Annotated in this window: 21 protein-coding genes and 2 pseudogenes; 2 read left to right on the top strand and 21 right to left on the bottom strand. The window is 60.7% G+C overall.

The features are described 5' to 3' along the window. Positions 1-319: 319 nt before the first annotated feature. From QRN50_RS17030 to QRN50_RS17065, 8 genes are all read right to left on the bottom strand, one after another. Positions 320-1,678, bottom strand: coding sequence for an LLM class flavin-dependent oxidoreductase (locus tag QRN50_RS17030; RefSeq protein WP_058399185.1), 1,359 nt, complete (start codon positions 1,676-1,678; stop codon positions 320-322). Next, a complete protein-coding gene (locus tag QRN50_RS17035; protein ID WP_024640800.1) occupies positions 1,678-2,883 on the bottom strand; it encodes an SfnB family sulfur acquisition oxidoreductase in 1,206 nt (401 codons plus the stop codon). Before QRN50_RS17035 ends, QRN50_RS17030 begins: the two co-directional genes overlap by 1 nt. Positions 2,884-2,908: 25 nt before the next feature. Next, a complete protein-coding gene (locus QRN50_RS17040; RefSeq protein ID WP_239986844.1) occupies positions 2,909-4,081 on the bottom strand; it encodes an SfnB family sulfur acquisition oxidoreductase in 1,173 nt (390 codons plus the stop codon). Positions 4,082-4,618: 537 nt separating this feature from the next. Next, positions 4,619-5,338, bottom strand: a complete 720-nt coding sequence (locus QRN50_RS17045) for a hypothetical protein (protein ID WP_003403135.1) — start codon at positions 5,336-5,338, stop codon at positions 4,619-4,621. A gap of 577 nt (positions 5,339-5,915) precedes the next feature. Continuing rightward, positions 5,916-6,659, bottom strand: a complete 744-nt coding sequence (gene tcyN, locus QRN50_RS17050) for an L-cystine ABC transporter ATP-binding protein TcyN (RefSeq protein WP_024639247.1) — start codon at positions 6,657-6,659, stop codon at positions 5,916-5,918. A gap of 3 nt (positions 6,660-6,662) precedes the next feature. Beyond that, positions 6,663-7,331 (bottom strand): cystine ABC transporter permease, encoded by a 669-nt coding sequence (tcyL, locus tag QRN50_RS17055; RefSeq protein ID WP_003403129.1) that lies wholly within the window; start codon positions 7,329-7,331, stop codon positions 6,663-6,665. Then, positions 7,328-8,134 carry a cystine ABC transporter substrate-binding protein gene (tcyJ, locus tag QRN50_RS17060; protein WP_024639246.1) on the bottom strand — a complete coding sequence of 269 codons (807 nt, stop codon included), beginning with the start codon at positions 8,132-8,134 and terminating at the stop codon, positions 7,328-7,330. The genes tcyL and tcyJ overlap by 4 nt, the downstream gene beginning before the upstream one ends. Before the next feature lie 220 nt (positions 8,135-8,354). Continuing rightward, positions 8,355-9,353 carry a D-cysteine desulfhydrase gene (locus QRN50_RS17065; protein WP_003403124.1) on the bottom strand — a complete coding sequence of 333 codons (999 nt, stop codon included), beginning with the start codon at positions 9,351-9,353 and terminating at the stop codon, positions 8,355-8,357. Positions 9,354-9,550: 197 nt separating this feature from the next. On the opposite strand from QRN50_RS17065, the gene epsC reads away from it, so the two are divergent. Further along, complete coding sequence (epsC, locus tag QRN50_RS17070; RefSeq protein WP_003414200.1) at positions 9,551-10,504, top strand: serine O-acetyltransferase EpsC; 954 nt, start codon at positions 9,551-9,553, stop codon at positions 10,502-10,504. A gap of 12 nt (positions 10,505-10,516) precedes the next feature. On the opposite strand, the gene QRN50_RS17075 is transcribed toward epsC, so the two are convergent. The 6 genes from QRN50_RS17075 to hutC all read right to left on the bottom strand — a co-directional run bounded on the left by QRN50_RS17075 (position 10,517) and on the right by hutC (position 15,058). Then, positions 10,517-11,224, bottom strand: coding sequence for an anti-sigma factor (locus tag QRN50_RS17075; RefSeq protein ID WP_096127107.1), 708 nt, complete (start codon positions 11,222-11,224; stop codon positions 10,517-10,519). Then, the gene (locus QRN50_RS17080) at positions 11,221-11,787 is read right to left on the bottom strand and encodes a sigma-70 family RNA polymerase sigma factor (RefSeq protein WP_011266351.1); all 567 of its coding nucleotides are present in this window, start codon (positions 11,785-11,787) and stop codon (positions 11,221-11,223) included. Before QRN50_RS17080 ends, QRN50_RS17075 begins: the two co-directional genes overlap by 4 nt. Before the next feature lie 103 nt (positions 11,788-11,890). Beyond that, on the bottom strand, positions 11,891-12,424 hold the full coding sequence (locus tag QRN50_RS17085) for a DUF3455 domain-containing protein (protein WP_011266352.1): 534 nt from the start codon (positions 12,422-12,424) through the stop codon (positions 11,891-11,893). A 105-nt stretch (positions 12,425-12,529) separates the two neighbouring features. Beyond that, entirely contained in the window at positions 12,530-13,705 is a 1,176-nt protein-coding gene (gene nhaA / locus QRN50_RS17090) for a Na+/H+ antiporter NhaA (protein WP_096127106.1), read from the bottom strand. Positions 13,706-13,754: 49 nt separating this feature from the next. Further along, positions 13,755-14,351: a HutD/Ves family protein gene (locus QRN50_RS17095; protein ID WP_024639243.1), complete on the bottom strand. Its 597-nt coding sequence runs from the start codon at positions 14,349-14,351 to the stop codon at positions 13,755-13,757. Beyond that, the gene (gene hutC / locus QRN50_RS17100) at positions 14,348-15,058 is read right to left on the bottom strand and encodes a histidine utilization transcriptional repressor HutC (protein WP_161420743.1); all 711 of its coding nucleotides are present in this window, start codon (positions 15,056-15,058) and stop codon (positions 14,348-14,350) included. Before hutC ends, QRN50_RS17095 begins: the two co-directional genes overlap by 4 nt. Before the next feature lie 204 nt (positions 15,059-15,262). Here hutC and QRN50_RS17105 point away from each other — a divergent pair, with 204 nt between their 5' ends. Beyond that, positions 15,263-16,627, top strand: a complete 1,365-nt coding sequence (locus QRN50_RS17105) for a formimidoylglutamate deiminase (protein WP_060409319.1) — start codon at positions 15,263-15,265, stop codon at positions 16,625-16,627. A 180-nt stretch (positions 16,628-16,807) separates the two neighbouring features. Here QRN50_RS17105 and QRN50_RS17110 read toward each other — a convergent pair whose 3' ends face one another. From QRN50_RS17110 to QRN50_RS17135, 7 genes and pseudogenes are all read right to left on the bottom strand, one after another. Then, positions 16,808-17,386 carry a lipocalin family protein gene (locus QRN50_RS17110; protein WP_003304589.1) on the bottom strand — a complete coding sequence of 193 codons (579 nt, stop codon included), beginning with the start codon at positions 17,384-17,386 and terminating at the stop codon, positions 16,808-16,810. 3 nt (positions 17,387-17,389) lie between these two features. Then, positions 17,390-17,644 (bottom strand): outer membrane protein assembly factor BamE domain-containing protein, encoded by a 255-nt coding sequence (gene bamE / locus QRN50_RS17115; RefSeq protein ID WP_003403102.1) that lies wholly within the window; start codon positions 17,642-17,644, stop codon positions 17,390-17,392. 251 nt (positions 17,645-17,895) lie between these two features. After that, the gene (locus QRN50_RS17120) at positions 17,896-18,906 is read right to left on the bottom strand and encodes a class 1 fructose-bisphosphatase (RefSeq protein ID WP_003341445.1); all 1,011 of its coding nucleotides are present in this window, start codon (positions 18,904-18,906) and stop codon (positions 17,896-17,898) included. A 134-nt stretch (positions 18,907-19,040) separates the two neighbouring features. Next, the gene (locus QRN50_RS17125) at positions 19,041-20,390 is read right to left on the bottom strand and encodes a DUF3999 domain-containing protein (RefSeq protein WP_162496859.1); all 1,350 of its coding nucleotides are present in this window, start codon (positions 20,388-20,390) and stop codon (positions 19,041-19,043) included. A gap of 26 nt (positions 20,391-20,416) precedes the next feature. Continuing rightward, positions 20,417-20,689, bottom strand: a pseudogene (locus tag QRN50_RS25940) (DUF2339 domain-containing protein); the annotation flags it as partial. Continuing rightward, positions 20,689-21,117 (bottom strand): annotated as a pseudogene (locus QRN50_RS25945) (DUF2339 domain-containing protein); the annotation flags it as partial. The pseudogenes QRN50_RS25940 and QRN50_RS25945, both read right to left, overlap by 1 nt. A 308-nt stretch (positions 21,118-21,425) precedes the next feature. Then, a complete protein-coding gene (locus QRN50_RS17135; protein ID WP_003403097.1) occupies positions 21,426-23,876 on the bottom strand; it encodes a glycogen/starch/alpha-glucan phosphorylase in 2,451 nt (816 codons plus the stop codon). Between the last annotated feature and the right edge of the window lie 221 nt (positions 23,877-24,097).

Genomic DNA, 24,097 nt, shown 5'->3' on the forward strand with positions numbered 1-24,097 from the left:
CCTGTGTACAACGCCAAGCGCTTCAGCGTGGGGGCGCATGTCGTCATCAAATACGGCGGCGTGCCGTCCCCGCAGCGCATCGGTCCTGTGGGAGCGAGCTTGCTCGCGAATAGGCCAGTGCAGCCACAGAAAACAGGGCGTCTGGACAATCGCTTTCGCGAGCAAGCTCGCTCCCACAAGGCCTGTGCACAACGCCAAGCGCTTCAGCGTGGGGGCGCATGTCGTCATCAACTACGCCGGTGTGCCGCCCCCGCAGCGCATCGCTCCCACAAAGCCTGTGCACAACGCCAAGCGCTTCGGCGTGGGGCGCATGTCTTCATCAAATATGTCGGTGTGCCGCCCCCGCATGCCGTTGCGGTAAACGGTCGGTGCCTTGCGGAAACAGTTTTTTGCGCAAGCTGCCCTCCTGGTAAGCAGTCTTGTAAGACCCACGGCGTTGCAGCTCCGGGATCACCAGATCAATGAAGTCCTCGTAACTTTCCGGGGTGACGATGCGGGTCAGGTTGAAGCCGTCCAGGCCGGTTTCCTCGATCCACGATTCCAGCTCGTCGGCGACCTGTTGGGGCGAGCCGATCAAGGTGATGTAACGGCCGCCCAAGGCGTGCTGGTCGAGCAGTTTCTGGCGCGTCCAGTCGTTGTTTTTCAGGTTTTTGGTCGCGGACTGAATGGCGTTGCTTTTCACGTACTGAATGGGTTCGTCCAGTTCGTACTGAGAAAAATCGATGCCCGTAGATGCGGCGAAGTGCGCCACGCCAGCTTCGGCGCTGGCATGGCTGCGGTATTCGGCGTGCTTCTCCCGAGCCAGTGCTTCGGTGGCGGCGACGATTACGTTCAGGCCCATGAACACCTTGATGTCCTCCGGGTTGCGCCCGGCCTGCACGGCACTGGCGCGCACCTTGTCGACCTGCTCGCGGGTCGCGGCCTTGTTCTGCCCGCTGATGAACACGCACTCGGCGTTCTGTCCGGCAAACTGCAGGCCGCGCTCCGAGCTGCCAGCCTGAAACAGCACCGGCGTGCGTTGCGGCGACGGTTCGCAGAGGTGATAACCCTCGACCTGATAGAACTCGCCCTGATGCCGGACCTTGTGGACCTTGCCTGGCTGGGCGTAGACGCGTTGCTCGCGGTCGTTGATCACGGCATCGTCTTCCCAGCTGCCTTCCCAGAGCTTGTAAAGCACCTCCAGGTACTCGTCGGCCTGATCGTAACGGCGGTCATGTTCGTTCTGCTCGCTGAGGCCCATGGCCCGCGCTGCGCTGTCGAGGTAACCGGTGACGATGTTCCAGCCCACCCGGCCACGGCTCAGGTGATCCAGTGTCGACATGCGCCTGGCGAACAGATAGGGCGCGTCGTAGGTCAGGTTGGCGGTCAGGCCGAAGCCCAGGTGTCTGGTGACCCCGGCCATGGCCGAGACCAGCAGCAGCGGGTCGTTGACCGGTAACTGGATCGCCTCCTTGAGGGTGACGTCCACCGAGTTCTGATAGACGTCATACACGCCCACGATGTCGGCGATGAACAGGCCGTCGAACAGCCCGCGTTCCAGCAGTTTTGCCAGCTCAGTCCAGTATTCCAGGCTGTTGAATTGCGTCGAGGTGTCGCGTGGATGGGTCCACAGGCCATGGTTGATATGGCCGATGCAGTTCATGTTGAACGCATTGAGGAGGATCTTTTTACGCGCCATCAGATCGTTCCCCGCAGGGGCGGGTTAGTCTCATTGAGGTAGTAATTGCCGATGGCGTGAAACTTCCAGCGCACCGGGTCATGCAGCGTATGCACGCGCGCATTGCGCCAGTGGCGATCCAGGCCGTGTTCCGCCAGTGTGGATTGACTGCCCGCCAGCTCGAACAGCGTGCTGCCGGCTGCCAGGGAAATCTCCGTGCTGATGGCGCGCGCTTCGGCCACGGCTATCGAGGCGGCGGCGACGGTCTCGGCATTGCTGTCGGCCTGAGCGACATCCAGAAATTCCCCGGCGCGTTCGAGCAGTGCTTCGGCGGCATGCAGGCGAATACCCAGCTTGCCGAAGCTGTGCAGGGTCAGCGGGTCGTCCACGGCCTTTTCGATACCCGAATCGATCCATGGCCGGGTACGCGTCTGCACGAACGTCAGGGCGTCCTCGAAGGCCGCTCGGGCAATGCCGGTGTCGATCGCAGCGTGGAGAATCTGCGCCAGCGGCCCGACCGTGGTAGGGCGCTGGAAGGCGCTCTGGAACGGCACCACATCGTTGGCGCTGACATACACATTGTCGAACACCACCGAGCCACTGCCGGTGGTGCGCTGCCCGAAACCGCTCCAGTCGTCGATGACGCTCAGCCCCTCGCTGTCGTGCGGCACGAACACCAGTTGCTGCACACCTTCATCGTCAATCACCGAGGTGGGGATACGTTGCGCATACAGCGCGCCGGTGGCGTAGAACTTGCGGCCGTTGATGCGATAACCGTCCCCGTCGCGGCTCAGGCGAGTGGTGCGGTCATGTGCGGTTCTGGTCCCCAGTTCGGCCAGCGCATTGCCGAAGCGTAAGCCCGCCAGTGCCTCGGCGTACAAGCGCGCCTGTTGCTGCGGACTGCCGTTCACACGCAGCACTTCCAGAGCGTAAAAATGGTTTTGTGGAATCTGGCCCAGCGAGCCATCGGCTTCGGAAATCAGCTGGATCACCTTGGCCAGGGTGACATTGGAAACACCTGCGCCGCCGAACGCTTGCGGCACACTGATGCCCCACAGACCGGACTGGCTGAACAGGTCGAGTTCGGCATGCGGCAAACGGCGCTCGCGATCGCGTTGCGCGCTGTCGGTTTTCAATTGCAGGGCCAGTTCGCGGGCTATATGCAGGGCCTGAGCGTCACTGGTGATCAGCGCTGCATTATCGCGCGCTTTTGGGTTGGAACTCATGAAGGGGTTTCTCCAGTGGTCTGGTTCAGATCCAGGAATGGCGAGCAGGCAGGGTGCCGTTCAAATGCCAGGTGCCGACCGCGTGGTATTTCCAGCGCACCGGGTCATGCAGGGTGTGGACGCGCGCGTTGCGCCAGTGGCGGTCGAGATTGAACTCGGCCAGGGTCGCGCGGCTGCCGGCCAGTTCGAACAGCTTCTCGCTGGCCAGCAGCGAGATTTCGGTAGTCAGTACCTTGGCCCGCGCGACCGCGATGGAGGCGCGGGCTGCCGAGTGCTCATCGATGGGGGCAGCGCTGATCTCGTCGAGCTCCTGACCCGCCTTGCGCAGCAGCGCTTCTGCCGCGTGCAGTTCGAGTTTCAGCTTGCCGATGTCGGCAATCACGTAGAGGTCATCGCTAGCGCGCTCGACATTGGCGTCGACCCACGGGCGGGATTTCTCGCGTACAAAGGCAATCGCATCGTCGATGGCGCCGCGCGCAATACCCGCGTCGATTGCGGCCTGGATCAGTTGCGAAACGGCGCCCTGAATGTTCGGCGTCAGGGACAGGCGCCAGTTATCGACCACCAGCCCGGCGTCCACCGGCACGTTGTCGAGCAGCACCGTGCCGCTGGCGGTTGTGCGCTGGCCAAAGCCCGACCAGTCATCAACGATGCGCAGGCCCGGTGTGCCGCGCTCGATGAAGGCCATGATCTGCCGGCCTTGATCATCCAGCGCCTTGACTGCGACCCAATGCGCGAACAGCGCGCCGGTGGAATAGAACTTCTGTCCGGTAATGGCAAGGCGGTCGCCATTGGCGGTGATCCGCGCCTTGAGTTCCAGCGTGTTTTTGGTGCCACGCTCAGGGCCTGCATTGCCGATGCGCCAACCGTCCAGCACGCTCTGGAACAGCGCTTTCTTCTGCTGCTCGGTGGCGCTGCTCTGCAGCAGGTGCAGAATGCCGAACTGGTTTTGCGGAATTTGTCCCAGTGCCGAGTCGGCAGCAGAAATGATCCTGAAAACTTCGGCTACCGTGACGAACGATACTTGCGGGCCGCCGTACGCGCGCGGGATGGAAATACTGCCCAGTCCGCTACGGGTGAACTGTTCGATTTCAGCCCATGGCAAGGCGCGTTGTCTGTCGCGATTGGCGGCGTTGACCTGCGCGGCCGCGGCCAGTTCATGGGCTGCTGCAATGGCTTGCGCGTCGTTTTGCAACACGCTGGCCTTCAGCAGGCGGGGTGCAACGTCAGGCTCTTGTGGAGCCTCGACGCTGTGGGCCGCTACCGTCGCCGGATCAGACTCGCGTCGCTCACCGTCAATCGATACGACCCTGGGTTTATCCACAGGGGTAGTTGTGAAAGGGACCATCGGAACCTCGTAGCAGTAGGCCGCATCAGGTGCGGCTGGAAAACATCACGATGTCCGGTGGTCCGGTGTATATACCCTAAGCGTGTATAAAAGTTTTTAAAACGTGCTTTTTGGAATAAGCATAGACAGTTATTGTCAATTGCCACTGCCCGTTCGTGTACTCACCTTGCGTCACGCAAGATGTAAGACGCCTGCGCAGAACCAAGTACGGATGAAACACGGCGGATGCCTGAGCGACGTTGAACTTTCTTACACGCCTGGCCAATGTTTAATACAGGTAATGAGCGTGAATGAATAACGCTTCGTTTTTAGAGTGATCCGTGCGGTGCTGTCTATCAAACAGTATCGTTAGCGAAGCGGTGTGTTCGACGTGCCGTCCTCAGGCATTCAATGCCCCAGCGGTTGGATCCTTATTATACGAGGTGGTGCCCAGAGCGAGTTGTTGCCTACCCGGTCGATCACACAGTAACTCACTTCCAGACGTTGCTCGTCTCCGCCTTCGCGTATCAACTCAGGCGGTACAACCAAATCGACCGGCTCACCGATATCGTCGGCGGTGAGCGGCGGCAGGTCCATGCGCAGATCGCCCCAACGTATGGTGATCTCGTCGTGAACAGCCATGTTCAGATAAGGCTCGATGGTCATCGGCAAGCCGCCTTCCAGGTGTCTGCGCGACAGGCCGTGGCGTATGACCGATGGCGCCACATAGAGCGGCGCCAGCCCCTGGTTTTCTTCCGTGCTGGCGCTGACCAGCAGCCCTCCCGGGGCGTCCAGCTTGACCCATAGCTTGCGGCAGGGCGAGGTGACGGGCACTCCGCCGATCTTCATGACCCGGTAGTAGGTTCTCGCCTTGCCATTCTGCAGAAAGCTTTCCGGCACACGTAGGACGACAGGCTTGCCGACGTCAGATGCCTTCAAAATTGTTGACGCGACGTAACAGCCGTCCCAAAACAGTTCGATCAGATCGCCCTCTTCCATGCTGCCGTAGGGGTCCACATGAACGACGAGTTGAGAGGCGTTCCTCACGCCTATGCCATGTCGGCTGGCCAGCGGAACAGCAGGGATCGGCAAGCTCATAGGGCTGGCTTTGCAAGTGTTTTGACTCATGTCGGGGTGCTCCTGATAATCAATAGTTCAAGTAAAGATTCGTCATAAGTTGTCATGTTCAAGTAATAAAATGTGCGGTTCAGGCAGGGGGATAAGTACCTTAAATATCCAAGTTATGGCAAACATTACAAACGGTATGAAATGCGTGCTTGAAACTTTGCGGTCTCACTGGAATGAGTGAAGTCAGTGAGCTAATGGGCTTTGCGGGCACTTGTCAATGTGCGAAGTGCATTTGAGGGTTGTTTACTTGAAAACCGGAGACTTCCTACGCTGTATGTTTGGAACCGTTGACTCCTCACTAAACAACCGTCCTACCACAAAGTATCAATGGCAGCAGGCCGTAACCGACAGGACAACGCACGGAAGGGAAAGTCTGGCAAGACGGGCACACAGCGGCGCAGCCGGCTACGAATCAAGGTGCAGAACGGGCGTACGCTAATTTTATTATTTCGATGATTTTTCGGAAAATTACGCGGGAATTCAGCAAGGATATTGAACGATTAATCCTTCCAGAAATGTAAGAAAAAAGCAGCGCCGCTGAATGGACGCTGCTTTTTGCGCAGGCTGATCGTCCTGATCAGGAGCGGGTACGCTCGAGAAACTGCCTTGTGCGTTCTTCTTTCGGGTTGGCGAACAGCGCTTTGGCTTCGCCTTGCTCCACGATCACTCCCTTGTCGATGAAGATCACCCGGTTGGCAACCTCCCGCGCAAAGCTCATCTCGTGAGTGACGATGACCATGGTGCGCTTCTCTTCAGCCAGAGCGCGGATGGTCGTCAGCACCTCACCGACCAGCTCCGGGTCCAGGGCCGAGGTCGGCTCGTCGAACAGGATCACTTGCGGCTCCATCGCCAGCGCCCGTGCAATCGCCACACGCTGTTGCTGCCCGCCGGACAGGCGTCGCGGGTAAGCGTCTTCCTTGCCGCTCAGGCCGACCTTGGCGAGCAGCTTTCTGCCCAGCGCCTCGGCGGCTTCACGGGCCACCTTCTTGACCACCACCGGGCCTTCGATGACATTTTCCAGAGCGGTGCGATGCGGAAACAGATTGAAGTTCTGAAAGACGAACCCGACCTGCTGACGCAACTGGCGGATCAAACCCTGTTGCTGGTTCATGGAACGGGTGCCATCGATCTCGATGTCACCGACCTTGATCCTCCCGCTGTCAGGCGTTTCAAGCAGATTCAGGCAGCGCAGCAGGGTGGTCTTGCCCGAGCCGCTGGGCCCGATGATGGCCACGACTTCCCCGGCTTCGATACGCAGATCGATGCCCTTGAGCACCTGATTGCCCTTGAAGGCCTTGGTGAGTTTTTCAACCACTATCATGTGTCAGGTCTCCAGATCGTGCCGGTTGACCCTGGCTTCCAGCTTGTTTTGCAGGTGCGAGAGCGCCGTGGCAAGGATCCAGTAGATCAGAGCAGCGGCCAGGTACATGGTGAAAATTTCGAAGGTGCGTGCGGTGATCAACTGCGCCTGACGGAACAGCTCTGGCACCTGGATGGTGGCTGCCAGCGCCGTGTCCTTGACCAGCGAGATGAAGCTGTTGCCCAGCGGCGGCAATGCGGTGCGTGCGGCCTGCGGGAGGATCGCCCGACGCATGGTCTGCCAGCGGGTCATGCCGATACTGGCCGCTGCCTCCCACTGGCCGCGCTCCACGGAACTGATGGCCGCGCGCAGGATTTCACAGGCGTAGGCGGCCATATTCAGGGAAAAACCGATCAGTGCAGCGCTCAGCGGCTCAAGCTGGATACCCAGCTCCGGCAGGCCGTAATAAATCACGAACAGCTGCACCAGCAAGGGCGTGCCGCGAAAGAACGACACGTAGATGCGGGCTATCCAGTTCACCGGTTTGATGCGCGAAAGGCGCATCAGTGCCAGGCCGAAGCCCAGCAGCAAACCGAAAAACATCCCGCCAAGACTGAGGAATACCGTGTAGTACGCGCCCTTGAGCAGGAAGGGCGCGGAGTCCAGCGCGAGCTGAAGGCTCTCTTCAATCATCGGGTGACGTCATCGTTGAAGTACTTTTCCGACAGCTTCTTCAGCGTGCCGTCGGCACGCAGCTTGTCGATGGCCTTGTCGATGGCCGCCAGCAATTCAGGCTCGCCTTTACGCAGGGCAATGCCTGATGCCTGGCGGGAGAATTTCTCGCCTGCGGGCGCAAGTTCTTTTCTGGTGCCTTTGGTCTTGGCAGCCATTTCCAGGGCGGCCAGACGGTCAACGAGGATCGCATCGATACGACCTACGCTCAGGTCCTGGATCTTGCTCGGGTCATCGTCATAGGTTTTGACGATTGCGCCCGGAACGTTCGCCTTGAGCCATTCCTCGTAGTTGGTGCCCAGACCCACGCCCACCTTCTTGCCGCTCAGGTCTTTGGCAGACTTGATGGTGTCTGCGTTCTTCTTCAGAACCAGCGCCTGGATGCCGGAAATGGTGTAGGGCTCGGAGAAGTCGTACTTCTTCTTGCGCTCGTCGGAGATGGTCACCTGGTTGATCACCACGTCCAGACGCTTGGAATCCAGGGCGGCCAGGATGCCATCCCACTTCGACGGCTGGATCTTGGCCTTGACACCCAGTTCCTTGGCCAGCGCTTCGGAAAACTCGACTTCGAAGCCGGTGAGCTTGCCGCTCTCATCCACAAAGCTGAACGGTGGGTAAGTGCCTTCCAGGCCGACATTGAGCGTACCGCTGTCCTTGATTTTCTGCAGTTGCTCGCCAGCCATGGCTTGCCCGGCGATACCGGCACTGAGCATCAAGCCCATTGCCGAAAAAAGAAACGTACGACGAATAGCGGAAATGTTCATGCGAGCCCCTGGTTGGTATGGAAGTGTCTGGCCATTTTCTGACCCGACTCAAGCAACTTCGTGCTGATTATTCAGCTTTTTTTCAGGCAGTTAGGTCAGGTGTAAGGTTAAGCGTTGTGCTCTGCCGGGCGCGACTATATAGCCATCTGCTTATGAGGAAAAATAACAAAAAAAGTTATTTTCCCTCCACAAAAGCATAAAGGACCCGTTGGCTAAAACGTCACTGATCGAACGCATCCGGGTAGGCGAACAGCGCTGGCGCACCGCCGGTGTGCAGGAAGATCAGCGGGCCGTCGTTGAAGCGTTGACGGCCGATGCCATCGAGCAGACCGGACATGGCCTTGCCGGTGTAGACCGGGTCAAGCAACAGTCCTTCGTGGCTGGCCACCAGCTTGATGGCTGACAGCGTACCGGCGTTCGGTTCACCATATCGCGGGGCGAAATACTCATCCCACAGTTCGACCTTGAAGTGTTCAGGCAGCGCAACGCCGAGCAACTCTGCGGTGCGCTCGGCCAGGCCCTGGACCTTGGGCAGCTGTGCTTCTTCACTGCGCGACACGGTCACACCGATGACCGGCAATTGCGGCAGCTCGTGAGCCAGTGCCAACGCCAGGCCGCTGTGCGTGCCGGCGCTGCCGGAGGCCAGAACGACAGCCGCAAACTCGATACCGGTCTGCTTGATCTGCTCGGCCAGTTCCAGCCCGGCGCGCACATAACCCAGCGCACCCACCGGGCTTGAGCCTCCGATGGGGACCAGATAAGGCTTTTTGCCGCTGGAGCGCAGGCGTGCAGCCAGGGCATGCAGTTGTTCGTCAGCGTTGTCGAGGTTTTCCACCAGCTCTACCTTGGCATCGAACAGCTCCAGCAGCAGGCGATTGCCGTTTTTCAGGTAACTGGGGTCTTCGGTGCCGATGGGGTTTTCCAGCAGCGCCACACAGCCAAGGCCCAGACGCGCGGCCAGTGCCGCGGTCTGGCGGACATGGTTGGACTGGATGGCCCCGGCGGTGATCAGCGTGTCGGCACCCTGGGCCAACGCATCGGCGGCCAGGTACTCGAGTTTGCGCACCTTGTTGCCGCCCAGCGCCAGCGTGGTGGTGTCATCCCGCTTGATGTAGATATCACGATCTGCCCAGATCGACAGGCGCTCGAGCTTTTCCAGAGCCGTTGGCGCGCTGATCAGGTCCAGGCGATTGAAGCGGGCAAGCTGATTTTTGATCATGGTGGTCGATAAGCCGTGTAAAGAGTCACCGGACTATAGGCAGACGTTTCTCGCACGGCAACTTATCTGTGCGCACGGCGCTCTTCGCGTAATCCGACAGAAATTGTTGTTTTTTTCGTCTGAATGTTTGCCGTAGAGTGGTAATAGCAGCGGCCCGTACTGTCGGTCGCCACCCTTCACATCAAGGAGAGTCAAGCGTGAGCGATATTCCAGAAGCGTCCGCCGACGGCCGCTCCAGCCACTGGCAGTTGCAGCGCATCGTCAGCCAGTTGCGTGGCGCGCGTGAAGACTGGCGGGCTCGCAACAGGCGGGTGAGCGGTGAACACGGTGGACGTGAGCTGCCTTCGCGTGCGGCCATGGGCGAGATTCTTGAAGCCTTGAGCGGTGCTCTGTTCCCGATGCGCCTGGGTCCTGTGGACCTGCGTGAGGAAAGCGAGGACTTCTATGTCGGCCATACGCTGGATGTGGCGCTCAACGCGCTGCTGGCTCAGGCCCGGCTTGAATTGCGCTACGTGGCCCATCAGCAGGGCGGTGACCTGAAGAGCATCGATGCGCGGGCGCTCGAGCTGATTCAGGGTTTCGCCATGGCCCTGCCGGGTATTCGTCTGTTGCTGGACACCGACGTGCTGGCTGCCTATCACGGTGACCCAGCGGCGCGCAGTGTCGATGAAGTGCTGCTGTGCTATCCCGGCATTCTGGCGGTGATCCACCATCGTCTGGCGCATTATCTGTATCGCGCCGGTTTGCCGTTGCTGGCGCGTATCAGCTCGGAAATCGCCCATTCCGCGACCGGTATCGATATTCATCCGGGCGCGCAGATCGGCCCGAGCTTCTTTATCGATCACGGGACAGGCGTGGTGATTGGCGAAACCGCGATCATCGGCGAGCGGGTGCGGATCTATCAGGCCGTGACCCTGGGCGCCAAGCGCTTCCCCTCAGACGAGGACGGCCAGTTGCAGAAAGGCCATGCACGGCATCCAATCGTTGAAGACGACGTGGTGATCTACGCTGGCGCGACGATTCTGGGGCGCATCACCATCGGCAAAGGTTCGACCATCGGCGGCAATGTCTGGCTGACGCGCAGCGTACCGGCAGACTGCAACCTGACCCAGGCCAACCTGCTGCAACAGGACGACTGCAGCCGCAAGTAGGCTGCTTTCGCGTCAGATCACCTTCACCGCCCGGCCGATGAACTGAATCGGCCCGGTGGGTTTGCCGATGGGCGAGCCGGTGGATTTTTCCAGTGTCAGCTCGAACAACTGGTTGGGTTGCAGCGGCGGCAGTTTATCCAGCGGCACATGCAGGCTTTGCCCCGGTTTGACCAGCCCAAGCGAAACCGGGCCTTGCCAGTCGTCACCCTTGGTCCAGAACTCCAGTGCCTTGTCGGTCGGAATCTCGAACACGCCCAGCGGGATAAGCTGTATTTCCTGCGAATTACTGGCCTGCACGACCCAGCCAGGCGCCTTGTCCTGCGGCCCTACGAGAACCACCAGATACGACGGTTGCGCCGGTGCGCGGGTCAGCAGCGTCATGCCCAATACCAGCGAAGCAGCCAGGCCGGCCCCGGCGAGGCCGCGCCAGATCGACAGGTTGTCCCACCAGCGCACGCGCGGTCGTTGCGGCGTGCTGGCAGGCGCGGCCATGTCCAGCAGGTTACGTTCGATGCGATCCCACAGGCCAGGCGAGGGCGTTACCGGTTCGGCCAGTCCGGTCAGGGGCTGCAGACGCTGTTCCCAGGCATCGACGGCGGCCCGCAGGTCGGGCTCGCGCGACAGGCGACGCTGTACGTCGAGCCGCTTCTGCCCCGAGAGGGTGCCGAGTACATACTCGCCAGCCAGCTCGTGAATGTTGTCGTCTAAAGGCCGGGTCATCCCATGCACTCCCGCAAAGCCGTCAGGCTGCGCTTGATCCAGGCTTTGACCGTACCCAATGGCGCGCCAATTTTCTGCGCGATTTCCTGATGCGAATAACCGTCTACGTAAGCGTGAAAAATACAGTTGCGTCTTACCGGCTCCAGTTGCTCCAGGCATGACGTGATCCGTCCTGGATTGACCTGCCAATCGAAGGCATCGCCGATTTCCTGCCAGCCTTCCAGTGTCGCCTGTTCATGATGATCTTCACTGCCGTCGTCTTCGACACGCACCTCGCGAGTCGTGTTGCGCAACGTGTTGAGCGCCAGGTGGCGAGTCACGCTGAAGATCCAGCCACGTGCCGAACCACGCGAGGCATCGAAGCTGGCCGCGTGGGACCAGATTTTCAGGAACGCGTCATGCACGATGTCCTCGGCCAGTGCGCGGTCACGCACCAAGCGCTGAGCGACACCGAGCAGTCGGGCGCTTTCCTGTTGATAGAGACGCTGCAAGGCCTGTTTTTCACCGCGAGCGCAGGCCTGCAACGTCGCTTCGTAATCAAAGAGAGATTCGTGCGAAGACAAGATGATCCGCCATCAATGGAAGACTACTGCCTCGTTGACATCACGAGGCTCCCGCGCAGCAGCATAGCCTACTGTTGCACGGTCACCTGATTAAGCGCATTGATCAGCCGGCAGTCCAGAACAGGTAATCAGCCTGATACTTGACCACTTCCTTCGCGCCCTTGTTGCTCTCTGCGCAGGCTTTGGCCGGGGCAACGCCGCCTTTCAGGGCCACACGCTGAATGTACGTGACGCCGGTCATTGCGCCCTTGCCTTCAGCCGGGTTGGCCTTGACCAGCTGATACGGCAGGTTGCCAGTGCTCGACGGGGCCACGGCGACTTGAGTGCCGGTTATTTTGGAACCGTCTTTGGCTTCCCAGGTGGCAGGCGGGCCGTAGTAGGTGCCGACCTGTTTGCCGCTCTTGTCGTTGAGCACTGCTTTGGGGCCGACGAACGCCCACTCCATTTCGTTGGGCATGTTGGCCTTGGCGCGGCACTCGTAGGTGATCTCGCCAACCCCGGTGGTTTGCATGCCGACCTTGTTGCCAGCCGGCACACGGACGCTTTCGGGGAGGTCGGTCTGAGCCATGGCAACGGACGACAGGCAAGTGAAGGCCAGAGTAGTACCAGCAAGGCAGAGCAAGCGTTTTGCGTTCATGCAGAAATCTCCAGAAGGTTTAACCGCGCTCAGCAACTCGAAGTGGCTGCTGAATGTACTACCCGCGAGAAACCCGTCTGGATGCAGTGATTTGAAAATATTTTTTCAGGGCCGGCTGAAACGGCTGCGCAGCAGCACAACTCCGGCAATCGCGGCCAGCCCCGAGCCGATCAGTACGCCGACCTTCACCTCGTCGATCAGGTGTTGCGAGCCGGGGAACGCCAGGTTGCCGATGAACAGGCTCATGGTGAAACCGATGCCGCACAGCATCGCCACGCCGTACAGTTGCACCCAGTTGCTGCCTTCCGGCAATACCGCCAGCCCGGCGCGGATGGCCAGCACTGTGGCGAGAAACACGCCGATCTGCTTGCCCACGAACAGCCCCAGCGCAACGCCCAGCGGCACAGGATCGACCAGATTGCCCAGAGTAATGCCAGCCAGCGAAACGCCAGCGTTGGCAAAACCAAAGATCGGCACCACGGCGAAGGCCACCCAGTAGTGCATCTTTTCTTCGAGGAACAGCAGTGGCGAGCGGGCTTCTTCCTCGGGCTTGCCCATCGGGATGCACAGCGCCAGGGCGACACCGGCCAGCGTGGCGTGTACGCCCGATTGCAGGACGAAGAACCACAGCAGCGCACCAAGCAGCAGATAGGGCAGCAAACGACGCACGTTCAAACGGTTCATGACGATCAGCACCGCCAGTGTCACGAAGGCGGCGGCCAGCATCGGCAGGTTCAGACCGGAGCTGTAAAAGAAGGCGATGATGGTCACGGCGCCCAGATCGTCGAGGATCGCAAGTGCGGCCAGAAAGACCTTCAGCGAGGTCGGCACCCGATTGCCGAGCAGCGACAGCACGCCGAGTGCGAAGGCGATGTCGGTGGCTGCCGGGATCGCCCAGCCGCTCAGGGTCTGCGGATTACCCCAATTGATCACGATGTAGATCAGCGCCGGCACCAGCATGCCGCCGGCCGCCGCAAAGCCGGGCAGGGCACGTTGCCCCCAGCTCGCCAGACCACCGGCGAGGACTTCACGCTTGATCTCCAGGCCGACCATCAGGAAGAAGATCGCCATCAGCCCGTCGTTGATCCACAGCTCGACCGAGAGACCCAGCCAGACGCTGTGCAGGATCGAGAAATAGCCGGCAGAAAGCGGCGAGTTGGCAACGATCAAGGCCGCCAGCGCAGCCGCCATCAACACGATGCCGCCGGCCGATTCGGAGGCGAGGAAGCGGGCGAGGATGGCAATGCCTCTGGGCGTTTCCCGGTTCGGAACTTGAGTCATGGTCGTCCTTGAACGCAAAGCTGTTTTTATAAAGTGTGCAGACAGGCGCTTACTGGCCTGTGGCGGTAAGCTCGATCAGGCAGCAACGGCTGGCGCGCGGTGATTGCAGTTCGACTTCAAGCAGACCGCCAGCGTTGTCCACTTGAGCGCAATCGTGTTTGCCGAGGATTTCCCACGGCTGACTGTCGACGCTGATCGCCACTTGCTCGGCCATGCTGAACAGCACCAGAGTACTGGCTGAACTGAACAGGCGTTGCGGGTGACGCACGTCTATCCAGTGCAAGCGTGCAGTGTAGCGGTGTGGGGCGTAGATCAGGTTGAAATCGCGAATCGGCCCGTCCAGCAAGGTGCAATTGACCTGACTGTCACCGCTGAATGCAAACGGGTCCGATGGCAGCAGCGGGCGACTGCTGAGGCCATCCACGTCCAGCGTCATGCCCGCGCCCTGCAGGACGGTGATGATGCGCTGATAACCGGCGAACACCGAAAAACCGCCCGAGGTTTCGATGTCGGCAATCGACAGCCGCCAGCCGAAACCGTCCAGGTCCTGGCCTGCGTCGCGAGCGATCTCTTCAGTGCTGCCTCCGCCGTTCTTCCACGGCATGCGCGGGTAGTCTGCGGCGCGCAAAATGCGGGTCTGGCTCATTTGGTAAAGCGTCCTTCCAGGCGATGGCGGGAGCCGGGGTGGATCAGGCGCGCAGCGGTGACCGGCTGACGACCTGACCAGGTACGGCGGCGAATCAGCAGGCAGGGTTCTCCCGCCTCAATCTGCAACAGCCTGCATTCATCGGCTTCGGCGAGAATCGCCTCGACCACGTGCTCGCCTTCGGTGAGTGGCGCAACCTGCGACAGGTAGGCGTAAGGCGTCTGCAGGGTGAAGTCCTGCCGGAGGTAGTCCGGAGCGACCTGGGCGTTCACGAAGCGGTCCTCGATCTGCACTGGAATGTCGTTCTCGTAATGCACGATCAGCGAGTGGAAGACCCGCTGGCCTTCGCGCATGTCCAGCGCCAGGGCGCGTTCGGAGCCAGCGGCTTCCTCCTTGAGGACCATGACCTTACAGGTGTGGCGATGACCGCGTGCGGCGATCTCGTCGGCAATGTTGTGCACTTCGAACAGCGCCGACTGGCTCTTGGGCTCGGCGACAAAGGTGCCGACGCCCTGCATGCGCACCAGCAGGCCCTCGGCGGTCAGCTCGCGCAGTGCCCGGTTTATGGTCATGCGGCTAAAACCCAGTTGCGTCACCAGCTCGCTTTCCGACGGCACACGATGGTGCGGCGGCCAGGTGCCGTTCTGGATCTGCAAGGCGATCATCTGTTTCACGCGGGCGTACAAGGGTGCGGGACTTTCGCCCATCTGGGCTGCCAGGGAAGAAGCGGCGGGCGGAGTCGACACGTTGGAGTCCTTGTTGTTCGAGACGGTGTTTTCGAGAGCATTCAGACGCTGCAAAGCGCTCACGCTAACCATTAACCTGCTGCTCGGCAAGCATGCAGAAGGTTTACCGGTCGCTTAAACGTCTGTATATGTATATACAAATTACAGTGATGAGGTGTGAAGTCAATGTCAGCCTTCTTTGCCGAGCGCGCGTTACTCCCCGACGGCTGGGCCCGCAATGTGCGTCTGGAGGTCGGTCAGGACGGTATTTTGACCCGCGTCGAAGCCAATGCTGATCAGCAGGGCGCCGAGAAGGTCAGCGGGCCTTTGCTGCCTGGCATGCCGAACCTGCATTCCCACGCGTTCCAGCGTGCGATGGCCGGGCTGGCGGAAGTGGCGGGCAACCCCAATGACAGTTTCTGGACCTGGCGCGACCTCATGTATCGCCTGGTGGGGCGCATCAGCCCGCAGCAACTGGGCGTTATCGCTCGCCAGCTGTACATCGAGATGCTCAAGGGCGGCTACACCTCGGTTGCCGAATTTCATTACGTGCATCAGGACAGCGATGGCAAGCCCTATGCCGACCCTGCCGAGCTCGCGCTGCAGATCAGCCAGGCGGCCGCTTCGGTCGGTATCGGCCTGACCTTGCTGCCGGTGCTGTACAGCCATTCCGGCTTTGGCGGGCAGGCTCCCAACGAGGGCCAGCGGCGTTTTATCCACAGCACCGACAGCTATCTGGATCTGCAGGCTCGTCTGCGTCCGGTTCTGGCAGCTCAGCCTGCCCAGCAGCCGGGGCTATGCTTCCACTCGCTGCGTGCGGTGACGCCGCAGCAGATAAGCGAGGTGCTGGCGGCCAGCGACCGGCAGTGTCCGGTGCACATTCATATCGCGGAACAGCAGAAGGAAGTCGATGACTGCCTGAGCTGGAGTGGTCGACGTCCGTTGCAATGGCTGTATGAAAACGCCCCTGTGGATAACCGCTGGTGCCTGGTCCATGCGACTCATGCCGAGGCGGATGAAGTGGCTTTGATGGCGCAAAGCGGCGCGGTGGCCGGGCTATGCCTGACCACCGAGGCCAACCTGGGTGACGGGATCTTTCCGGCGGTGGACTACATTGCTCAGGGCGGTCGCTGGGGGATCGGTTCGGACAGTCACGTCTCGCTCAGCGTGGTCGAAGAACTGCGCTGGCTGGAATACGGCCAGCGCCTGCGCGATCAGCGCCGCAACCGGCTGTATCGCAGCGATCAACCCATGGTTGGCCGCACGTTATACGACGCTGCGCTTGCCGGTGGCGCGCAGGCGTTGGGGCAGCAGATTGGAACGCTGCAAGTGGGTCACCGTGCCGACTGGCTGGTGCTCGATGGCAACGACCCGTACATTGCCATGGCCTCGGACGACGCCATCCTCAACCGCTGGCTGTTCGCCGGCAGCGACCGGCAGATCCGCGACGTGGCGGTCAATGGGCGATGGGTCATACGCGAAGGGCGACACGCCGCAGAAGAACAAAGCAACCGCGAGTTCGCGCAGGTGTTGAGGGCGTTGCTGGGCTGATGCAAGGGAGGACGCAGAGCACTCGGCGTTATTCACGAGTCCGCTTCTGATTCTGGCCGAAGGCCGTGGGAGCGAACTTGTTTGCGAAGGGGGCGGAAAGCGTTCTGAAATTTATCGTTCGAACGACCGTCTTCGCGAACAAGTTCGCTCCTACCGGGCTTAGCCAGAATCCCGATTCGGTTACTTCTCGCCCTTGCCAATCTTCGAGTCATCCTCGCGCCAGATCAGGCGTGAGGTGTCGTAGCCTTGCTGGCGGGCCTTGCTGAGCATGTCTTCCCTGACCGAGGCAGACACGGTCGGTGTACGCGACAACAGCCACAGGTATTTGCGATCCGGGTTGCCGACCACGGCGGTGCGGTAGCCTTCGCTGACGTCCAGAATCCAGTAATCACCCTTGGCAACGCTCGGCAGCAGGCGCGAGAACCAGTTGTCGAACACAACCCACAGCTTGTCGGTCTTGCCCGGAACCTGCGGCGAGGCGGTGCCCGTTGCTTCTTCCCACTTGCCTTCAATCGTGCGGCAGCGGTTGGTCACCGCGATGTTGCCGTCATCCTTGAGCGTATAACGCGCCTCGGACTGAGCGCACTTGCGCTGGAAGAACATCGGCAGACGCGCGATCTCGTACCAGGTGCCCTGGTACTGCTTGAGGTCGACGCTGTCGACAGTCTTTGGCTCGAGGTTGTCAGCCGAGTGGGCAAAACCGATGGCCAGGAAGCTGGCCATGACACAAATTCCAAAACGTACCAGTACCTTGATCATGTGTTATTTCAGACCCTGGCCCGAGAACAGCACAACCTTGTCCGCTGCGTACTGCACGCTGATAAAGGTGTTCTGGTCGCCCCAGGTGCAGCTCGACATGCCCAGCGCACCGGAGCATTCCGTCGGGCTGCCGAGCAAGGACTCGACTTGAGCCTTGGGCATGCCAGCGGACAGTTTGGAATAGTTTTCCTGAGTGATCTTGCTGCAGGCAGCCAGCAGGACGCAGAACGAGAGTAACGCGACAGAACGCAAGGACATGGATGTAGCTCCTGAACGGAAGGGGGTCGCGTCGCAGTGCAAGCCGGTGCAGTCTGGCGCTGGCGCAGTACCGCAAGCTTAGAAGAGAAAAACGGAATCTGGTTCCCGGACGGCGCAAGGATTTATGCCGTGGATCAGATAGTCGGCCCGCAGAAGGGGCTGACAGAAGGGCGGACTGCTCGTTTTTTCAAGAATCGGCTCACGCGCTGGTGATCGGGCATGGCCCGATCACCAGCGGTGCAGAAGACGTCTTACGCCTTGTGATACGCGGTGGCGCGTTCGACTTCTTCCTTGGAACCCAGGTACACCGCTACGCGCTGGTGCAGGCCTTCGGGCTGAATGTCGAGAATGCGCTGATGGCCATCAGTGGACGCGCCGCCAGCCTGTTCGACCAGGAAGGACATCGGGTTGGCTTCGTACATCAGGCGCAGTTTACCCGGCTTGGAAGGCTCGCGGCTGTCGCGCGGGTACATGAACAGGCCGCCACGGGTCAGGATACGGTGCACGTCGGCCACCATCGCCGCGACCCAGCGCATGTTGTAGTTCTTTTTCAGCGGACCGTCTTCACCGGCCAGCAGCTCGCTCACGTAGCGCTGTACCGGGGCTTCCCAGTGGCGCTGGTTGGACATGTTGACCGCGAACTCCTGAGTGGACTCCGGGATGGTGATGTCTTCGTGGGTCAGCACGAAGCTGCCCATTTCACGGTCCAGGGTGAAGCCTTTCACGCCATCGCCCAGGGTCAGGACCAGCATGGTTTGCGGGCCGTAGATGGCGTAACCGGCGGCGACCTGTTCGGTGCCTGGCTGCAGGAAGGCCTTTTCATTCAGCGCTTCGTTCTGGCTCAGGTATTCGTTCGGGCAGCGCAGTACCGAGAAGATGGTGCCGACCGGTGCGTTGATGTCGATGTTCGACGAGCCGTCCAGCGGGTCGAAAACCAGCAGGTAGGCACCCTTCGGGTATTTGCCCGGGATCTGGTAGGCGTTGTCCATTTCTTCGGACGCCATGCCGGCCAGGTGACCGCCCCATTCGTTGGCTTCGAGCAGAATCTCGTTGGAGATCACATCGAGCTTTTTCTGCACTTCGCCCTGCACGTTTTCGGTGCCCATGCTGCCCAGTACGCCGCCCAGCGCGCCTTTGGAGACGGCGTGGCTGATTTCCTTGCATGCGCGCGCCACAACTTCGATCAGGAAGCGCAGATCGGCAGGGGTGTTGTTGCTGCGAGTCTGCTCAATCAAGTAACGACTTAGTGTGACGCGGGACATGGATAGCTCCGAAAATAGGGGGTATGAAAACCTGCGCAGTTTAACGCGAGTGGCGACGTAATACTGCTATGAGACTGGCTTAAGACTGTTTCAGTTCAGATGTCAGGCGAAGCACGCCTGACAGGCCGCCTGTTTCAGCGTTTTGCAGCGCGCAGCGTGCTGAACGTCATCCAGCCCAGAAACACCACGCCAAGCAGCAGTACGGCCCAAAGCCCCAGGCGTTTGAAGTCAGTACCTTGTGGCACGGCGATCGGCGCTGCGGCCATGTTGGCCACGGTTGCCGTGGCCGGGCTCGCTGTGCCGAGAGTCGCGAGCTTTTCCGCACTCAGGTCAGGAATCAGCGTGGCCAGCGACAGGTTGGCAGCCTTGACGCTCGGATTACCGATTGCCAGGGTGAATGGTCCGTCACCGCGCGCCAGGAACACCACCTCTGTGGCAGGCACAGCCACACTCAACTGCGGCGCTTCGCTGCCCAGCCCGCCGCCGCGATCATCCACCACCAGCTTGAGCTGTTGAACGATGCGTCCGGACAATTGCAGCTGGTCCTGCAAGACGTCGCTGTTGTTCTGCGACAAGCGATACAGCAGGCCGCTGCTGATCGGCTGCCAGGGCTGTCCGGCATCGAGCCGGCCGTAGAGCGTCGCCGGTGCCAGGCTGTTGGGCTGGGCAATGTCGATCTTGACGCGGCCTATCGGCAAGCCGGTCGGCAGTTGCCAGACATACTCGTTGGGGCTTTCGACGCTGCCCTGGACCGGTGGCGACCAGGTCAGTGGCGAGGCCGGCGTGCCGCTGCTGGCACTCAGCAGGTGCGCAGAGATCAGCAGCGGCGCACTGTGCGGGGACCGCCACAGCAGGCGCAGATAGCGGGCGCTCTGGCCGGGCAGGCCGACTTCGCGCTGTTCGACCACTTCGTCGGCAAACGACAGCCGTGCAACCTGGCCCTCGCCCCAGTTGCGCCAGTGCTGCAGGTCATCACTGGCTTCGATGCTGAAATTCTGGAAGCCCTCACGCTCGGTGCTCCAGTCGATAACCAGCTGTTCCAGTGGCGCCTTGATTGCGCTGGTGTCCAGCAGCCAGCCGCGCAGCACTTCTTCGCCCGCTTCGATATCGCTTTGTGGCTGCACCTCGATCACGCTGCCGTTGCTGGAGCGCTCGATACGGATGACCGGTGCGGTGTCGCCTGCCTCCTGTGTGCTGTACAGGGCAAACCAGTTGACCTCGATCGGCGTCGGCTCCTGTTCGGGGGCGGGCTGGCGCGGCCTGATCGAATAAGCCTGCGGCTGGCCCTCGGCATTGAACACGCGTACATCGCTCAGATCGGTCTGCCGGGCATTCAGCTGGACGGCAAGCGGCAACTCGATGCGATACCACGGCCCTTGGCCGCTCAGGCTCAGCGGCGTCTGGCTGGCAAAGTCCGCCGGTTTGTCCTGGGCGAGGGCGGTTATCGCCGTGCACAAGGCCAGGCCAAGCACGGCGATCTTCATGGCAGGATGACTCAAGAACGGTTTCCTCATAGCGTTTCCGGTGCGGCAGTCGAGCCTGGGCCGGGTTCTTCACCGACCTCTGTGACAGAGTGTTTCGGCGGTAACGGTGCGAAATATCCCACCACCAATAGCAAAATACCAACACCGATGAACGATACGATGCGCTCCATGCCGCCGCGATTGCTCAGCTCGACGAAGAACAGCTTGATCACCACCACTCCGATCAACGCTGCGCCGCCCAGCGACAGCTGGCGGTTTGAGCGCATGTGACCGCCGATCGTCAAGGCCAGTGCCATCAGCTGATCGCGCTGTCCAGCGGATTGGCTTTTGCTGTCGTGGCTGGCTGGAGGCTCTGTGGGGCGGGCTCGACTGGCGTTGCTGCCTGTGGCTGCTCGTCCGGGAGATCCCAGATCAGCTCGGGACCGTCGGTGGGTGCTTCGATAATGATCGCATCGAGTGGAAGCGGTGCAGGGTCCTGCGCAGGCGGCACGCCGGGCGCGGACTGACGTTCAAGTGCGCTCAGGCGCTGCTGAAGGACATCGAGGGATTCACGGGTTGCGAGCAGTTGCTGCAGCTGATCGGCGGATTGCCTGTCAAGCAGGCGCACGCGAATGCCGGCCCATACGGCCCAGCCCATGACTGCGCCAATCAGCGCACCTGCCCACTCGTCATAACTCAGCGAGTAGCCTAGTGCCGTGCCGCCCACCACCAGACAAATCCAAAGCACGCGACGATATCCTTTTCGGTGTGTGAAGGTTCATCAGGCGCAGTATATAGGGGCCGTCGGACATCGCTTGTAATGTTTTGAGCGGTACACAGGGTTGGTTATGTAACGCGCAAGTGCCGACACCTGCGCGAAGTCTGGTGGAATTCTGAGTAACAGGCAGAACACAGGTCAGTGTGGGTGTGACCGGGGTTGTGGTCCGCATTGCTTGAGAAGGCGCTGTTTCCAGCGCCTTCTTTCTGAGGCAGTGCCGGCCTCTTCGCGAGCAAGCTCGCTCCCACAGAGTCTGTGAGTCTGTTCAGGCTATGACGTCACTCCAGCGCCTTCCAGATGTCTCCGGCGTACTCGCGGATGGTCCGGTCCGAGGAGAACCAGCCCATGCGTGCGGTGTTGAGGACCGCCGAGCGCCACCATTCCTTGGAGTCGTGCCAGCGCTCTTCGACCTTGGCCTGGGCCGCCCAGTACGAGTCGAAGTCAGCGCAGACCAGGAAGCGGTCATACGCCAGCAACTGGTCGATCAGACCCACGTAACGGTTCGGATCATCCGGCGAGAACACACCGCCACGGATCGCCTGCAGCACATCGTTCAAGCGTCCGGAAGCGGCCACGTCGTCATGCGCGCTGAACTCACCTGCCTGCTTGCGGGCTTCGACCTGTTGCGAAGACATGCCGAAGATGAACATGTGCTCCAGCCCGACCTGCTCGCTCATTTCCACGTTGGCACCGTCCAGCGTACCGATGGTCAGTGCGCCGTTGAGGCCGAACTTCATGTTGCTGGTCCCGGACGCTTCCAGGCCTGCGGTGGATATCTGCTCGGACAGGTCGGCCGCCGGAATGATGCTCTCCGCCAGGCTGACGTTGTAGTTGGGCATGAACACCACTTTCAGCAGACCGCGTACGGTCGGATCGTTGTTCACGGTCCGCGCGATATCGTTGGTCAGCTTGATGATCAGTTTGGCCGAGTGATAGCTGGCCGCCGCCTTGCCGGCGAAGATCTTCACCCGTGGCACCCAATCGGTCCCCGGCTCAGCCCGAATGGCCTGATACAGGGCGACGGTGTGGAACAGGTTCAGCAACTGGCGCTTGTACTCGTGGATGCGCTTGACCTGAACGTCGAACATCGCGGCAGGATTGACGGCAATGCCCAGGCGCTCGTGAATGATCGCGGCCAGCGCACGCTTGCTGTGCAGGCGTTGATCGGCCATCTGCTTGCGGAACGACGACTTCTCGGCGAACGGCTCGAGCTCTTTGAGGCGCGTCTCGGCGTTGTCCAGAACATCCTCGCCGAGCGACTCGACAAGCATCTCGGTCAGTTTCGGGTTGGCCTGGAACAGCCAGCGGCGGAAGGTGATGCCGTTGGTCTTGTTGTTGATCCGCTCCGGATAGATCTTGTGCAGCTCGGCGAATACGGTCTTGCGCATCAGTTGGGTGTGCAGCGCCGAAACGCCGTTGACGCTGTGCGAGCCGAGGAAGGCCAGGTTGCCCATGCGTACCCGACGACCGTTGTCTTCTTCGATCAGCGATACCGCGCGCAGCACGTTGACGTCGTCGACACCCTTGGCGCGCAGTGTGTCGATGTGCTGCGCGTTGATCAGGTAGATGATCTGCATGTGGCGCGGCAGCATCCGCTCCATCAGACCGACCGACCAGGTCTCCAGTGCTTCAGGCAACAGAGTGTGGTTGGTGTAGCCGAGGGTGCCGACGGTGATTTTCCACGCGGTGTCCCACGGGATGTTGTGGTTGTCGATCAACTGACGCATCAGCTCGGCCACGGCGATCGAGGGGTGCGTATCGTTCATCTGAATCGCCGCGTGCTCGGACAGATCCGTCAGTGTGGCGTGCTGGTTCAGATGGCGGCGCAGCAAGTCCTGCAGCGACGCGGAAACGAAAAAGTATTCCTGACGCAGACGCAGTTCCTGACCGGCTTCGGTCGCATCGTTCGGGTAAAGCACGCGGGAAATACTTTCGGCGCGCACCACTTCGGCCACGGCGCCGAAGTGATCACCGGCGTTGAAGCGTTCCAGGTGCAGGTCTTCTACCGCACGGGCGCGCCACAGGCGCAGGGTGTTGACGCTCTTGCCGCGCCAGCCCACCACCGGGGTGTCATAGGCGATGGCCCGAACGGTCTCGCCCGGACGCCATACCTGACGCGAATCGCCCGCTTCGGTCGGGACGGTGTCGACACTGCCGCCGAAGCCGATGGAGTACACCACCTCAGGGCGTTCGAATTCCCATGGGTTACCGAAGTCCAGCCAGTTCTCGGTCTGTTCCTGCTGCCAGCCATCGACGATGCCCTGACGAAACAGGCCGTGCTCGTAACGAATGCCGTAACCATGACCCGCGATGCCCAGGGTCGACATGCTTTCCATGAAGCACGCGGCCAGACGACCCAGGCCGCCGTTGCCCAGTGCCGCATCCGGTTCAAGCAGGCGGATACGTTCGATGTCCACACCCAGCTCGGTCAAGGCCTCGCGAGCGACTTCGAGCAGGCCCAGGTTACTCAGGCTGTCGTACAGCAGCCTGCCTATCAGGAATTCGAGAGACAGGTAGTAAACGCGTTTCTGAACCTTGCGATAGATCTGCCGCGTATGGTCCATCCAGTGTTCGACCATATGGTCGCGGGCGGCAAGGGCAACAGCTTCAAACCAGTCATGCTCAAACGCATGGTCGGGGTCCTTGCCCACCGAATAGGTGAGTTTGGCGAGCACAGCGGCGCGAAAAGCGGCCACATCAGCGTCACGAACAAGTGGTTCCTGAGACATCGGTAAAACCTCAAGTAGTCTGACGAATGAAAAACGGGATTCTTAGACTGTAGGCGTGTCGTCAATTATTTCCTGAAAAAAAGCGAAATAATTCATGGCATAGCTCTCGCTTCGACCCAGCGCGACAGCTCTGGTTCGCGCACCGTTGAAATTGGCAAAACGCTTGCATCGTTCGTTCCATCCTGATCAATGACGTGCAGCATGCTGATTCTTCGTTTCGG

Origin of the sequence: Pseudomonas sp. MEJ108 (assembly GCF_030208985.1) — a bacterium.
GTDB classification, from domain to species: Bacteria; Pseudomonadota; Gammaproteobacteria; order Pseudomonadales; family Pseudomonadaceae; genus Aquipseudomonas; species Aquipseudomonas fragariae.